This window comes from Synechococcus sp. GEYO (genome assembly GCF_900473955.1).
GTDB lineage: Bacteria > Cyanobacteriota > Cyanobacteriia > PCC-6307 > Cyanobiaceae > Synechococcus_C.
On sequence record NZ_UCNL01000011.1, the window covers coordinates 114909 to 127200 of the forward strand.

A 12292-nucleotide genomic window follows, 5' to 3' on the forward strand; every position below is an offset into this window, starting at 1 on the left:
CTACTCTCCCGAAGAAGGCCGGGTGATGGGAATGATCCGAGCCAAGAGTCGAGCCACTGCCAAGGCGGTGGCTTTTTGATGGCAAGGGTCTCTCTCATCTTGTGGATCTAACGCCAGTTGCTGAACCAATCCATCAGCTGTGATGGGTCAAAAAAGGCCTGGGATCCTGATCGAAACGATGCTCAAACGGCAGTGCATCTGGATGCTGATCACCATCCAGTGCCGCAGTGGACTCCAGACACTTCCTCAGCAACCTGGCGCTCTCCAGCGGCATATCCCGGGGCACGGAAATCCGGTCTCGCAGATAACGCAATGCTGAGGCCGAACCTGTCTCCGGTGTCACGGGCTGGTCAAGAACCATTGCTGTGAGTGCAGCCCTCAGCGGTTGATCAAAGCGATCACCAAGGGGGTTTCTGGCCAGAAGAATGCTGCGATGCCTCAGCACCCTCTCCAAAGCGCGCGCCTTTGCAGACACCATCTCGCTTGACGAGCTCCAGCGACGTTCAAGCTCATTGAGTCCGGCTCCGCTATCCACCGCCAGAGACATGCGTTGCTGTGCCTCGCTGCCATCAGCCCAGCAGCCGCCCATCTGCGGCGGTAGATCATGGGCATGGGTGTGCACATCGCTCTGGGTGCCTCGATAGGTCTCCAGGTGCTCAAGTGCCGTGAGCCAGCGATCGATTGCGGGATGCTCCTCGCGCAACGCAAAGCCCTTGAAATAAGCGAGTGAGGCGTTCATCCGTTCCACATAAGGAATGAACACCAGGTCTGCTGTGCCAGGGATCGGACCATCAGGTGCATCGGGATCCAACCAGCTGCCGCCGCCGCTGATGAGCGCCTGCTCCATTTGCTGGGCGACACGCTGAAACTGATCACGGGCCTGACGTTCTTGTCGCTCTCCCAGACCGGGAGTGCACAACCAGATGCACCAGGCCCTGAACAGCAGGCGTTCAAGATCCCGAAGCCGACGCACTCTGCGGTCGGCCATCGGAGCACCAACGGGCCCGAAGCTTCGCTCAAGAGCCTCCAAAATCCGATCACTTTCAGTGATCAGACGGCCATCAAGCTCCAGAGCCGGAAGCATCCCCGACGGAACGAGAGCAGTGAACCAGGGCTCCTTGGGGCCGTAGCAGCGCATGGTCACTTTGCGAATTCGGTACGGAATCCGGCGAAACTCAAGCCAAAGCCACACTTTCTGGCAGTACGGGCACCAGGCATGGTGATCGCGGAACAATGTGACCCGAATCGAGTCTTCGGGCTGACCAAACAGGCGCAAGGTGGCCTGGGAATTGGCAGGTCCTTGGATGCGCTCGGCTGCTGGGGCCGCCAGAGCATCCAGCTCAGACCAGCTGAGCGCATCAGCGCCAGGTTGGACTTCTGTCATGGCATCCTCGGAGCACCGCTGCATGATCATCGCCAGAGCGGATCACCCGTGGACATCGAACACAGCCATCTACTGGATCTCGAGAAGCAGGCTCGTCGCAGCGGTTCAGGACTGACCGCCGGAAACCTGATGGGGTACTGGCAACTCAAGACCGTATGGCCCAAGGGTCAAACCGAAGCCAATGCCTTCAACGGCTGGCTGCTGCGCAGCATCGGTGCCTGCCTCGAAATCAGCGGCGGATCCAGCGACGGGCTTCAACTGCGTAACGCCGTGAACCTCGCCGGACTCACCCTCCAGTTCACAGGTCCAGGCGAACTGAATGGCCGCCAACCACTGCTGAAGTTCCGCTTTGAGCAGGTGGAACTGCTGCTCGGCCGCTTCACGCTGTTGAAGAAGGAGTTGCCGCCACCGCAAGAAGGTCGAGAGCCGTTTTTTGCCCTGATCAGCCGCAGCCCAGAGGGGTGGATGGCCGCGCGGGGCAGAGGCGGCGGACTGGCGTTTTGGACTCTCAGGGGTTGAGACGTTGCTCATGCCAGCCATCTCGGAGCTCCCAGCTGCGGCGAAGGTGGGGATGGGGTTTGAGATCGAGCTGCTCGACACGTTCCAGAGCAACACGCATGATCAGCAGATGCGAGGAGATCGGCTCGTCATCAGCCACCTCCTGGGGCCAGGGCCCTTGCGCATCAAAAGGTTCACCTGGAGACGGCCAGGCCCAGACCATGCGACCGGATGGCGACAGGCGTTGCCAATGATCGAGCAACGCCTCCGGTTCCTGCTCAGCAGTGACGAGATGCGCCCTGCCCCTCAGTCGAAACTGCTCTTTAGCCTTGCGAAACAACCAGCACAGTTCAACCCTCGGCTGACTGGGCAGCTGAGAAGACTTTTCACTTCGCACATCGGTCAGCAGCTCCAAGTCCCCACGAGGGCTCCAACCCCTGAACACCAGCGTTCTCACTCGTGGTGTGCCGTCTTCTGCAGTCGTCGCCAACTGCAGCCAGGTGGCGCCGGGAGATCGCCCCTCCCGTTGACGAGCACTGCGCATAAGTGATCGCCAAGGGGGAAGACTCATCGCCGTTTCGTGATCACTCGACATCATTCAGCCAGGGATCGAGAAACGCGAGCGGACGCTGCATGGTTGCCGAGAATCCAAGGATGCCACGATCGCGGTAGACGTAGAGGATTGAATCGTCGCGATCCAGCAGGAATGTGCCGCCACGCTGGGTGATGAAGCGATCATCCGGCACGTAAGTGCTCCAGTTGCGGAGCACCTCGTTCATGTTGCGCAGCCGCACGGTGGCCAATTCAAAGGGCCGCTGAAACCCATCGCCTCCAGCACGTCGGAACAAAGCAGCAGGTATCGGAGGCAGCACGCCGGTGGACACCGTTTCATCAGCATCGAAGCGTTGGGCCGCTGAACGGTCACCGGTGTAACCACGCAACACCTCGGCAAGGGTTCCTGGGGAACCGATGCCAGCGCACATCAGCAAAAGCGAAGGCCATGGCCCTCCCGGTGCCTGCAGACCGGGGGACAAGCCAAGAGCCTGATGCAAGCCGGAATCAGGCTCGACCTCAAGCAACTCCCTTGGCAACCCAGTAAACGAGCAGAAGCGCTCTGCCCCGGCCTGATCGCCAATCGCAATGGCGAGGGGGCGGATCCCTGCTTGTTCGAGCCTGGGCAGCGCAGGCACAAGCGCCTGGGCATATTCCATCGAATCAAAGTCACCAAGCTGTGTCAGCAGCAGAACCAGACGTTTAAATCCCTGACCATGTCCTTGGCTCTCTCCAATCCGTGTCAGCAGTGCTTGTGGTGCGTTCATGACTGGGCTAACGACAGTGCCGACTCGGGGTCTGACCTGAACGACAGCATGGACAGTTTCAAGCGCAAACGGTGATCGATGACGCCAGGGCTCTAACGGGTGAAGCTTGCCGACGAGCTGTGGTCAGTGCAGCGTGGGGACAGCACAGACAAATCTGAGCATGGGACGGGTCCAGAGGTTGGCAGCTCAAAGGCAGGTCACGCCTTACGAGCTGTCGCGCAACATTCTTCAGGAAGCCGGCTACCGGATCACCCGCAGAGAGGAGAAAACTCCCGCTGGGCATCGCGGCTATGACGTGATGTTTCCCTGCACAATTGATGGACAGCCACATCAGAAAATGATGCGACGAACATGGCTGATCGAACTCGCTGAATTGGTACTGGAAGGATTCAAGCCCGAGGAGATTGCCAGCAACTATTTCAAGCGAGAATTCGACTCGTAGCTCGATGTTCAGTGAAACCCGAGAGGTCGATCAATGATGACAATCTGACAGGAGACGCCTCTCCCCTCTGCTCTGAAGGGAGAAGAAAGCGCTCAGAATTTCCATCATGCATCGAGGACAATCCCTCAAAGAGAAGTCCCATTGCAGAGCCTCACTCCCAGCGCACGTTTTTCTGAAAACGACATTTTCTCAACATTACTTTCACGAATCACCTCGTCTACGCAGTGATTGAAATACCGCGCTTGATTCGCCAGCGGAGAGATCTGGATGGCTCCATAGATCACGGCAAAGATCAAAAGTACTGGGTAAAGGTGTGCATTAATCAGTTCACGTGCTTGAGACATTGACTGATCCATCACTGACTGCGCAGTAGCAATGAAGACACCATCGCGTCAAGCGAAAACGCCATCGAACAGGGCCTGCTCCAAGGCGGCAATGTGAGCAAACAGGAAAGCCTGGCTCAGACCTCTTGTCTCTGGACGCAAAACTGGGTTTGATGGCGTTGTGTCACCCGGGAGCCCCCGCCGTGATCGGTCAAACCAGGATTTACTGCCATCAGGGAAAGGACTTCCTCCTTGTTGAGGTTCCATCCCAGGAAGCCCCATTGCAGATCCAAGAACTCACGGATCAAGGCTGGGAGATCGAGGCTGAAATCCCTGTCTGAACAGCTGAAATCGGCAGCAAAGCCTGCGATCACCCAGATCGGCCTCAATCGTCGTCGTCAAATTTCTGCACTGCCGAATCAATCAGCCCCTGGGTGTCCGTGTTTAGGGAAGCCACAACAAAAAACACCAATGACAACACCCCTGCAGCCGCAATCACCACAACGCTGAGATTGCTCATCTCAAGATTGCCGTAGCGGAAAGCCAGATAAATCATCGTTGTCGCAGCAGCTCGAATCTGAGGGATCGCAGTCCGTTCTCAGAACCATCAATGTACGCATTGACCGAAACGGGACGACACCAACAACGGCAGCATCCAAAAGACAACAAAGCTTTGCGTTGACACATCTGTACTACAGCACTAGAACAGATGTATCAGCAGAGGATCCATGGCTCCGAGCTCCCCCTATGCACCGTTCAAGGCTGAGGAGTGGATGCGTGCGTCCCTGATCACCCCACGGAAACGATGCCAAGCCATGGTTGGATCCAGGATCCCAGCACCCAGGACACGAAACGGTTCCATGCCGATGAAAAAAGCTGGAACCGCGATCCGAGGGTGTTCGTGGATTCAGGGCGACCTTTTCCAGACCAGGCACCACTGTTGACCACACGTGTGCATTTGAGTCAGGACACGGCTGAACGCCTCTGGGGTGAACTCCTACGTGTCGGTTGGCTTCCATGCAGGCCCCAGTGGGCCGCTGATGCTGAATTCTGAGCCGTCAACACTCGCCAGACGCAGCATCTGTCGTCAGCCAAACTGATAATGCTTTCGAACAGGTTGATGAACCTGCCAGGTGCACGACAGGCCTGCTGGGAATTCCACGAGATCGCCAGCACCGAATCGAACCGGCTCGCCGTCTTCTGGCGTCACCGTGACATCACCCTCAAGCAGCAGACAGGTTTCACGCTGGTCGTACTGCCAGGGGAAACAGCTGATTTCACAGGCCCAGACCGGCCAGTCGCGAACACCCAGGGCCAGGATCACACTCTCCGGGCAGTTGGAGGTCACACAGATCATCGCGGGGTTGGTCGCGGCATCAGCAAACCATGATTACTCGGCGCCGGCCCCACCCATCGAGCCTTGGCCATTGGCCCCTTGGTTGGACGGCGATGATCACAGCTGTAATCGAGTCACTGCAAGAGCGGCCATGATCGAGTCTGGCGACTACGGCTATCCACCTAGCACCCGCAGACAGGACTACGTGCTTGTTGTGCTGCAGCTGCTCTGGCGCATGCGCTTCGACTTGCTGCTGCTGCTCTTGATCACCGTTCTCGTGCATAACGACTGGATCCCCCGCAGCTGGACCGCCAACGAAAGCGTGGTGAGGATCATGGGCATCGCGGCATCGATTTTTCTCGGCTTTCGCAACACCCAGGCAATCGGGCGCTGGTGGGAAGCCCGCAAACTCTGGGGAACCGTTGTGAACGTGAGCCGAAACTGGGCAGACACACTGCGGGCCCATCTCGACAGCAGCAGGCCGCCCGGACGTCAGGAACGCAAGTTGTTGCGTCTGCAGGTTGCCATCGTGTGGCAACTGAACTTTCAGCTACGCAACTTCTGGCAGCGAGACCTGCGGGAATTGCAAGATCAATTGCTGCAGGATCTGAGGCTGCCTAGCACCACCAACCTTCGCCAGCTGGGACAGCTACGCGGCGTCTGGATTGGAGATCTCCATCGCCAAGGCTTAACCGATGGATTTGGTCGTCTGCAGCTGATGCAAGTGGGCAACGCCTGCACCGATGCCATTGGCGGCTTGGAGCGAATCCGCAACACACCGCTTCCAGCCTCTTACGAAGTTTTCGTCAGACTTCTGAACTGGTTGTTCGTCCTGTTGCTGCTGCTGTACTTCCACGACCTTGGTCCCGATTCACAAAGTCGTTTTGGAGGTGTGGTGATCGTGGTGCTGTTCCTGATGGCCGAACGAATCGGTGCCTATGTGGAAGGTCCGTTTGATGCAGATTGCAGCAGCTTTTCCCTGCCGCTGGACAGCATCTGCCTCACGATCAGTCACGACCTGCTCGATCACGCGACCGAGCACGTGCAACACCTGAAATCGGACGATCCCGTGCGCTGGACCTGATCAGAACAGGACCATCATGAAAGGCACAGTCAGCTGGATCCCAGGTATTGATTCCTGAATTCCCAGGCCACAGAACAGCGATACTGATAATTCAGGCCAGCGATGCCAATTCTTTTGCACGATGCATCCGTCATTGCTGCGCCTTCAGGAACTTGTGAAAGCAGTTTGTTCAGCGTGACTTCTCGGTTTCGCCCGCTAGCGGAGATCGATAAATCATTGGCAAAAGCTATAGGCCCAAAACCCAATAGCAAGAAGCCGAGCAGAATTACAGTGAAAAATTTCATCATCAACGAGACCGCTTCCCCAGCAATAGCCACAAAGAGAAACCGTGGCCCAATGATTGACTCGTTCTGATCCTCAAGAAATTGCTCGGGAGCCACTAGACGATTGCAGAAGACTGCAGATGTGGTCTTCAGTTCAGATGACTGGGATCAAGGAATTATCTTTGATGAAGCCCCATAGGATGACTGCATGCCTGGACAGTTGATCAGCATGCCTGCGTTTCTGGTTCAGATCACCATCCCGGTTGTTCTGGCGCTGTTCCATGTTGTTGGACCCATGCCAACCGACCTAGCGACCGATGGCGGTCACCTGAGTCCCTGCCCAGGCCCTGAGCACTGTGCAAGCAGCCAATGGATCGTTAAAGATTCCTCTGCAGCTCTGAAACAGCTGTCTGAACGAATCAAAGCCACTCCTCGCACCGAGATTGTCGAGCAGAGGGCTAACTATCTGCATGCCACCTACAGCAGCAGGATCTTCGGTTTCGTCGACGACGTCGAACTCTCTGCAACCGATGCCGTCACTCTGGAGGCGCGTTCCATCTCGCGCCTTGGAGAGTCCGACCTCGGCGTGAATGCACAACGCCTGGAGAGCCTCGGCTCAACGATCAAAACTCCGGAAGCTTGAATCGAACCCAGACAAACGTCTTCAACGAACACTGTTGTTACAGCTGGATGCCTGACGAGTCGCACAGGTGTTGACTGAACCCAACACCTGAGCAGTTCTCAGATGAGCTGCTCAACAGAGACAACGCCCTGCCTTGAATCCCTCCAGCATTCGCAGATTTATCTTCACTCTGATCACCGGATACCTAGCGATCTTTGGGGTTCAGAAACTTCCCTATGAGTTTGAGAATCAGTGGCTTGTTCTGATTCCAGTTCTGATCGTTGTTTACATCATCACCGTCTGGCTGGATGGAATCTTCTTCAAAGATTCTGCTGTGGAGGAGACAACTGCGCCCAAAGCAAAGAAAGCTCAAAAGCAATCATCAAATAAGGGTTTTGGCCAATAATCAACCAAAACTCAGAGCGAACAACTCAACTCATCAACTCCTGCTGCGCTATGAACGGATCCGCCGATTTGGTGTCCATGCACACGACCGCATTGCGGCGATGACGAGAAGGTTCGCGTGTCTCCCAGCCATGGGTGGCACGACGAGAAAACTCAGGGGCAGAGCTGGCACTCTGCCTCTTTTTTATGGGCGGCAGGCATACACGCTCAGCACCCTGCCTTCATCGGTGCTGCGAATTCCAACCCGATGGCAATGAGCCTCAGCCGGTGGGGTTCTTGAACCCACGTGAATCGTGACATCGGCCTTGGCTCCGCTGGCCAAGACAAGGACAAAGGCTGCCAGGGAGAGCAGAGCAGTAATCAACCATCGCATGGCCTGAGATCAAGGGAATCGATTCTGGCCAATGGCTGCTCTTGCGGCGGCGGCTCGTGCGATTGCTGCTTGCGGACGGGGATCTGGCCCAGAGCCGATCAGAAGCTTTTTGAAGGCACTTGACCCGGCGCCATTGGATGCATTAGTACATCAGTACCATTTATTAGCAGGCTATGGACGAGTGGGAGTACGTCGACGCAAGTGAGCTTCAGAACTGGAAGGGGGCTCGGATTTGCCTGACCTGCCAGTACTTCACCTATGGAGTGGATGCGTCCTGTCGAACGATGGTGGCCTGCAAGCTCAGACAGCAACAACTCCAGCAGGGAGACCATCTCACCAAGCGCTGCCGGCTCTGGTGTCCGACCTGGCAGGACCAGGCTGGATGGTGCCCCGAATACGGCTGATCAGCTCAAACGCTTGTCAAAGCCCTGGATCAACCTTCAAAGTCCAACCATGGAGACGTTTCTCCTCACCGGCAGGCGTAGACGGGGCGATGCGGCCCAGGCAACGGTTTGGTCTGAGTGACCATCTGGGTCAAACGACGACGTAGGGCCACACAGTCTTGGCACTGGCATGGCTCATCATCATGAACACTGGCATGAACCCGGACAGGCTGAAATCGGCTGCGCATGGGAGACGACCTTTTCTCTGTTGTGACGCGCTGCGCCGATTCCGGCCAGCAGTTATCACAATCCTGTGATTGTTTTGCATGAACCAACGACGGGTAATGCTTGAGCGACAAGCAGTCGCCATTCAGGACGCAATCAACTCGGCCAGATCGAGACCGCTCTGAAGGGCTCCCTCCGCCATGCCGAAACCGGGTCCCGCAATCCAGTCGCCACAGAACCCCACACGGGCTTTGCTGCACCACTGCAGCGCTTTTGGCATTCCTTGCTCCAAGGGTTGAGCAGCTCCCCAGCGCATCACGCCAAGCGAATGCGCATGGGACACCATCCTCTGCAGTGATGGCCAGGAGCCAAGAAGCTCTGGCAAAACACTCAGCAATCGCTGTTCCTGAATGATCAGAAGCTGTGGCTGCGTTTCAGGCGTGATCAACGAACCATCGTCAAGACCGTGGATCAACAGACCGAGACGCCCCTGCTGTTGTCGCTGCAGCACAAGACGTTCCACTCCGAATTGCTGCTGCGCCCGAGGCGTCAGCCAGATCTGCCGAGGCAAAGGATCAAGATCCATCGCCGGGAACTCCAGCATCAGATTCCAGCGAATGCTCGCGTTGAGGCCGGCAATCGAGGCCAGTGCCTGATCAAGAAGAAGATCGTGCCGCTCAGGAACGGCGTCACGCAAGGGCACGTCGCTCCTGCCAAGCATGGCCAACGAACGGGGATGGGCAAGGAGCGTCCCGCTGAGCACGAGATTGCTGGCACAAGCCCCACCAGGAAGAACCCAGCTCTCACCATCTCTGGAAAGCGTCTGAATCCGCTCCCCAAAACAAACACCAACTTGATCAGAGCCATCAGACAGCAACGTCTCCGCAACCGAGGCCATGGTTGGGATGCCTCGCCAGCGCGGACCGCGCAGCAGAGGGTGATCGGGAGGTGCAACGACAGCACCGTGATGGTCCAGGCCAACAACAGGATCATCATCAACACGAATGACGCCGCGTTGTTCCAGCGACTGCATCAGCTCCAGCAAATGGCCTTGAGGCTCACTCTGAAAACTCAGGGTCGGAGATCCGTGATCCAGACGCCAGAGAGGGGCATCGCGCCGCCGCCTGGTGGCACAGCGACCACCGGGTCCTCGCCCAGCTTCCAGAATTTGAATGGTCCCGCGCCAGCCTTTGTTGCTCAGAGCTGCCACCAACGCGCAACCGGACAGCCCAGCACCGATCACAACAAGATCAACATCCTTGCCAGGCATTGAAACCGCTGGAAAAACCTTGATTCTGAAGGAGCTAACAAAAAAAGACGGGTGGCGGCCCGTCTTGATTCTCCCCAAGCGCTTACCGGAGAAAAACTCCGTACACACTCCTTATCGCGTGCAGAAGACCCACGCGCCTTAGGAATCGATACTCAAATCATTGAACGTGACAAGGTCCAATTCGACGTCTTGAATCCAGGCCTGTGCAGGCAACCGAGATCGACAACTACGAACTCGCTTCAAGAGCGAGAGCCGAGGACATCCTTTTCTCTTCGTTCACCAGAAAATCAGACCACATGCCAACAAGGAAACTGAGTGTGGACAAAGCACGAACCTGCTCCTTCGAACCCGGCTTGGTGTACTTGAAATCCATAAACATCTGATCAGCAACCGACTGCTGTTCCTTGCAACGCGAATCAATCGACATCAATCAACCCTTTGCTTGAACGGAAGGCAGGTCGGTCGGCTGAGCCAGCACGTAGACCACACCTGCAGTGATCACAGCAGTGAAAGCAAGGAGCCCATAAATGGCGGCGGAGTAATCAGTCATCACTGGCTTGTGTACTTCTGTTAAGAACCATAGCTCGTTTGTAAAGCTGTGTAACTGAGTGTTTGTGCTGGTCAAGATCCGGCCAGCGCCGCTGCCGTATCAGGAGCGAAGTCTATGGCTGGGCTTTATGGCTAGGTTTCATGCCCGCCTCGATCGACTATGACGCGCACGATTGCCGTAAGCGGTGCCTCGGGCAAAACAGGCTTCCGTGTTGCCGAAGAAATCATGGCTTCAGGCGATCAGGCCAGGCTGCTTCTGCGTCCTGAATCCCAGATTCCATCATCACTGGAGGGCTGTGAGCAGCACCGACTCAGCCTGATGGATTCCAACGCCCTGGACGACTCTCTGCGCGGCGTGGACGCTCTAGTGATCGCGACAGGAGCACGTCCATCCGTTGACCTGACAGGGCCCATGAAAGTGGATGCTTGGGGCGTCGAGCGACAGGTCGAGAGTTGCCAGCGCGTCGGCGTGCAGCGCGTGGTGCTGGTCAGTTCCTTATGCGCAGGGCGTTGGAAACACCCTCTCAACCTATTTGGCTTGATCCTGGTTTGGAAGCGTGTTGGTGAGCGCAATCTGGAAAACAGCGGGCTCGACTGGACAGTGATCCGACCTGGTGGACTCAACGAGCGCGAAGACGACCTTGACGAGGAAGGCGTGCTGTGGACTGGAGCAGACAAGCAGGAAAGTGATTCAATCCCTCGTCGTCTGGTTGCACGCTGCTGCATCGAAGCCTTGAACACCTCCGATTCGATCGGAAAAATCCTTGAGGTCACCAGTTCTAAGCAGCAGCCCGTGGTGAGCTTGCAAGAAGCAATCGCCAGCTGTTGAGTCGTTAGGGGCAACCGAATCCTGACAACGTCGAGAGGGCAGAACGCGAGGCATGATCGTTCTCTCCACCGTTGTACTGCAGTTCTGTGCCCTGGAAGCCAGCAGAAGCCTGGACCAGCCTCACCCCCCGATCAGGACGACGTCATTTTCGCGTTGTTCTTCAGGGCGGACGCGGCTCTGAACGCTGGGTTGAACTGGCTTCACTGCTGGAGCCTCAAGTACGACTCAGAGAAAGCTGGACGCAGCTTCAAGACAAGGCGCAATGGCAGAGCGGCTGGCAGCCGATCCCTCCAGACGACTCAGAGGGAATCTGAAGCCAAGGGCTTGGTGGCGATCACTGCAAAAAAGGGGTCTCCCTTCGCACCGACCCAACCAAGAGGTCCGGTTTGCTGCGTTTGTTCAGCAACCAATTCAGGCTTCGGCCATCCCTGCGCCATCATCACCTCCGCCACGTAGCGAAGGTGGTCGCCGTCACCGCCATCGGTCCAGATCTGAGGCGCCTTCGTGAAGAACATGCGATTGCTGAAAGCACAGATCACCTGCCCCTTGGGGCGGGTGATGCGCAGCAGCTCGGCGGCCACAGACTCTGGCTGCTGCAGATACTGCCAGCCGGCCACGATCAAGGTGCAGTCGACACTGGCATCGTCGAGGGGAAGTGTCTGGTCGCGATTCAGGTTTTGCACCCAGTGACGATCGAGACGCGGATTGGCCTCCAACTCCTGAGCATTCAATCCATGGCCAATCACCTGCTCGTAGCGTTGATCTTCCGGCAGATGACTCACCCAACTGCTCATCAGATCGAGCACAACCGCACAACTGGGGATGCGCTCGCGATAAAGCTGTGTCAGGCGCAAACGAAACGCTGCATCGAGATGCTGAACAAAACGGGGGTCGCTATAAAACAGCGCATCATCGCTGTCGTCGAGCTTGAAGCGCTCGTTGTCGTTCAAGACCTGGACGACCACGGGGAATTCCTACCATCCAATC

General features: G+C 56.9%; 20 protein-coding genes. 8 read left to right on the top strand and 12 right to left on the bottom strand.

What is annotated here, in order from left to right:
- Window positions 1–133: 133 nt before the first annotated feature.
- On the bottom strand, window positions 134–1384 hold the full coding sequence (locus tag DXY37_RS11630; protein WP_115126812.1) for a glutathione S-transferase: 1251 nt from the start codon (window positions 1382–1384) through the stop codon (window positions 134–136).
- Between DXY37_RS11630 and DXY37_RS11635 the strand changes: the two genes are divergently transcribed.
- Entirely contained in the window at window positions 1370–1903 is a 534-nt protein-coding gene (locus DXY37_RS11635) for a hypothetical protein (RefSeq protein ID WP_244277114.1), read from the top strand. The genes DXY37_RS11630 and DXY37_RS11635 overlap by 15 nt on opposite strands.
- Here DXY37_RS11635 and DXY37_RS11640 read toward each other — a convergent pair.
- Window positions 1893–2453 (bottom strand): pyridoxamine 5'-phosphate oxidase family protein, encoded by a 561-nt coding sequence (locus tag DXY37_RS11640; RefSeq protein WP_244277116.1) that lies wholly within the window; start codon window positions 2451–2453, stop codon window positions 1893–1895. The two genes, DXY37_RS11635 and DXY37_RS11640, sit on opposite strands and share 11 nt — an antisense overlap.
- A 13-nt stretch (window positions 2454–2466) precedes the next feature.
- Window positions 2467–3201 (bottom strand): peroxiredoxin-like family protein, encoded by a 735-nt coding sequence (locus DXY37_RS11645; RefSeq protein WP_115126814.1) that lies wholly within the window; start codon window positions 3199–3201, stop codon window positions 2467–2469.
- Between the two features lie 160 nt (window positions 3202–3361).
- Here DXY37_RS11645 and DXY37_RS11650 point away from each other — a divergent pair, with 160 nt between their 5' ends.
- Window positions 3362–3643 (top strand): hypothetical protein, encoded by a 282-nt coding sequence (locus DXY37_RS11650; protein WP_136975613.1) that lies wholly within the window; start codon window positions 3362–3364, stop codon window positions 3641–3643.
- A 125-nt stretch (window positions 3644–3768) separates the two neighbouring features.
- Here DXY37_RS11650 and DXY37_RS11655 read toward each other — a convergent pair whose 3' ends face one another.
- From DXY37_RS11655 to DXY37_RS13520, 3 genes are all read right to left on the bottom strand, one after another.
- Window positions 3769–3999 (bottom strand): hypothetical protein, encoded by a 231-nt coding sequence (locus DXY37_RS11655; RefSeq protein WP_244277118.1) that lies wholly within the window; start codon window positions 3997–3999, stop codon window positions 3769–3771.
- Window positions 4000–4103: 104 nt separating this feature from the next.
- Entirely contained in the window at window positions 4104–4340 is a 237-nt protein-coding gene (locus DXY37_RS13515; protein ID WP_170951889.1) for a hypothetical protein, read from the bottom strand.
- A gap of 11 nt (window positions 4341–4351) precedes the next feature.
- The gene (locus tag DXY37_RS13520) at window positions 4352–4522 is read right to left on the bottom strand and encodes a hypothetical protein (RefSeq protein ID WP_170951890.1); all 171 of its coding nucleotides are present in this window, start codon (window positions 4520–4522) and stop codon (window positions 4352–4354) included.
- A 249-nt stretch (window positions 4523–4771) separates the two neighbouring features.
- Here DXY37_RS13520 and DXY37_RS11665 point away from each other — a divergent pair, with 249 nt between their 5' ends.
- Window positions 4772–5020: a DUF1651 domain-containing protein gene (locus DXY37_RS11665; protein WP_115126817.1), complete on the top strand. Its 249-nt coding sequence runs from the start codon at window positions 4772–4774 to the stop codon at window positions 5018–5020.
- 33 nt (window positions 5021–5053) lie between these two features.
- Here DXY37_RS11665 and DXY37_RS11670 read toward each other — a convergent pair whose 3' ends face one another.
- A complete protein-coding gene (locus tag DXY37_RS11670; RefSeq protein ID WP_067093031.1) occupies window positions 5054–5323 on the bottom strand; it encodes a cupin domain-containing protein in 270 nt (89 codons plus the stop codon).
- A 130-nt stretch (window positions 5324–5453) separates the two neighbouring features.
- On the opposite strand from DXY37_RS11670, the gene DXY37_RS11675 reads away from it, so the two are divergent.
- Window positions 5454–6386, top strand: coding sequence for a bestrophin family ion channel (locus DXY37_RS11675; RefSeq protein WP_115126818.1), 933 nt, complete (start codon window positions 5454–5456; stop codon window positions 6384–6386).
- 29 nt (window positions 6387–6415) lie between these two features.
- Here DXY37_RS11675 and DXY37_RS11680 read toward each other — a convergent pair whose 3' ends face one another.
- Window positions 6416–6766 carry a hypothetical protein gene (locus DXY37_RS11680; protein WP_115126819.1) on the bottom strand — a complete coding sequence of 117 codons (351 nt, stop codon included), beginning with the start codon at window positions 6764–6766 and terminating at the stop codon, window positions 6416–6418.
- A 91-nt stretch (window positions 6767–6857) separates the two neighbouring features.
- On the opposite strand from DXY37_RS11680, the gene DXY37_RS11685 reads away from it, so the two are divergent.
- Window positions 6858–7292, top strand: coding sequence for a DUF1499 domain-containing protein (locus tag DXY37_RS11685; RefSeq protein ID WP_244277120.1), 435 nt, complete (start codon window positions 6858–6860; stop codon window positions 7290–7292).
- A 568-nt stretch (window positions 7293–7860) separates the two neighbouring features.
- Here the strand turns inward: DXY37_RS11685 and DXY37_RS11695 are convergent.
- The gene (locus DXY37_RS11695) at window positions 7861–8049 is read right to left on the bottom strand and encodes a hypothetical protein (RefSeq protein ID WP_115126821.1); all 189 of its coding nucleotides are present in this window, start codon (window positions 8047–8049) and stop codon (window positions 7861–7863) included.
- A gap of 173 nt (window positions 8050–8222) precedes the next feature.
- Here DXY37_RS11695 and DXY37_RS11700 point away from each other — a divergent pair, with 173 nt between their 5' ends.
- Window positions 8223–8453 carry a hypothetical protein gene (locus DXY37_RS11700; protein ID WP_115126822.1) on the top strand — a complete coding sequence of 77 codons (231 nt, stop codon included), beginning with the start codon at window positions 8223–8225 and terminating at the stop codon, window positions 8451–8453.
- Between the two features lie 349 nt (window positions 8454–8802).
- On the opposite strand, the gene DXY37_RS11705 is transcribed toward DXY37_RS11700, so the two are convergent.
- Entirely contained in the window at window positions 8803–9927 is a 1125-nt protein-coding gene (locus DXY37_RS11705) for an NAD(P)-binding protein (RefSeq protein ID WP_115126823.1), read from the bottom strand.
- Window positions 9928–10153: 226 nt separating this feature from the next.
- Window positions 10154–10354: a hypothetical protein gene (locus DXY37_RS11710; RefSeq protein WP_067093164.1), complete on the bottom strand. Its 201-nt coding sequence runs from the start codon at window positions 10352–10354 to the stop codon at window positions 10154–10156.
- Window positions 10355–10636: 282 nt separating this feature from the next.
- Between DXY37_RS11710 and DXY37_RS11715 the strand changes: the two genes are divergently transcribed.
- Complete coding sequence (locus DXY37_RS11715) at window positions 10637–11305, top strand: SDR family oxidoreductase (protein ID WP_115126824.1); 669 nt, start codon at window positions 10637–10639, stop codon at window positions 11303–11305.
- 71 nt (window positions 11306–11376) lie between these two features.
- Window positions 11377–11619 carry a TIGR02450 family Trp-rich protein gene (locus DXY37_RS11720; protein WP_371638163.1) on the top strand — a complete coding sequence of 81 codons (243 nt, stop codon included), beginning with the start codon at window positions 11377–11379 and terminating at the stop codon, window positions 11617–11619.
- Here the strand turns inward: DXY37_RS11720 and DXY37_RS11725 are convergent.
- Window positions 11605–12270, bottom strand: a complete 666-nt coding sequence (locus DXY37_RS11725; protein WP_115126825.1) for a methyltransferase domain-containing protein — start codon at window positions 12268–12270, stop codon at window positions 11605–11607. The genes DXY37_RS11720 and DXY37_RS11725 overlap by 15 nt on opposite strands.
- Between the last annotated feature and the right edge of the window lie 22 nt (window positions 12271–12292).

Bases quoted from the DNA above. Each gene is read 5' to 3' on its own strand.
- DXY37_RS11695 (WP_115126821.1), bottom strand. From the start codon at position 8,049: ATGCGATGGTTGATTACTGCTCTGCTCTCCCTGGCAGCCTTTGTCCTT.
- DXY37_RS11715 (WP_115126824.1), top strand. From the start codon at position 10,637: ATGACGCGCACGATTGCCGTAAGCGGTGCCTCGGGCAAAACAGGCTTC.
- DXY37_RS13520 (WP_170951890.1), bottom strand. From the start codon at position 4,522: ATGATTTATCTGGCTTTCCGCTACGGCAATCTTGAGATGAGCAATCTC.
- DXY37_RS11705 (WP_115126823.1), bottom strand. From the start codon at position 9,927: ATGCCTGGCAAGGATGTTGATCTTGTTGTGATCGGTGCTGGGCTGTCC.
- DXY37_RS11665 (WP_115126817.1), top strand. From the start codon at position 4,772: ATGCCAAGCCATGGTTGGATCCAGGATCCCAGCACCCAGGACACGAAA.
- DXY37_RS11640 (WP_244277116.1), bottom strand. From the start codon at position 2,453: ATGAGTCTTCCCCCTTGGCGATCACTTATGCGCAGTGCTCGTCAACGG.
- DXY37_RS11655 (WP_244277118.1), bottom strand. From the start codon at position 3,999: ATGGATCAGTCAATGTCTCAAGCACGTGAACTGATTAATGCACACCTT.
- DXY37_RS11670 (WP_067093031.1), bottom strand. From the start codon at position 5,323: ATGATCTGTGTGACCTCCAACTGCCCGGAGAGTGTGATCCTGGCCCTG.
- DXY37_RS11645 (WP_115126814.1), bottom strand. From the start codon at position 3,201: ATGAACGCACCACAAGCACTGCTGACACGGATTGGAGAGAGCCAAGGA.
- DXY37_RS11700 (WP_115126822.1), top strand. From the start codon at position 8,223: ATGGACGAGTGGGAGTACGTCGACGCAAGTGAGCTTCAGAACTGGAAG.
- DXY37_RS11675 (WP_115126818.1), top strand. From the start codon at position 5,454: ATGATCGAGTCTGGCGACTACGGCTATCCACCTAGCACCCGCAGACAG.
- DXY37_RS11630 (WP_115126812.1), bottom strand. From the start codon at position 1,384: ATGACAGAAGTCCAACCTGGCGCTGATGCGCTCAGCTGGTCTGAGCTG.
- DXY37_RS11710 (WP_067093164.1), bottom strand. From the start codon at position 10,354: ATGTCGATTGATTCGCGTTGCAAGGAACAGCAGTCGGTTGCTGATCAG.
- DXY37_RS11685 (WP_244277120.1), top strand. From the start codon at position 6,858: ATGCCTGGACAGTTGATCAGCATGCCTGCGTTTCTGGTTCAGATCACC.
- DXY37_RS11650 (WP_136975613.1), top strand. From the start codon at position 3,362: ATGGGACGGGTCCAGAGGTTGGCAGCTCAAAGGCAGGTCACGCCTTAC.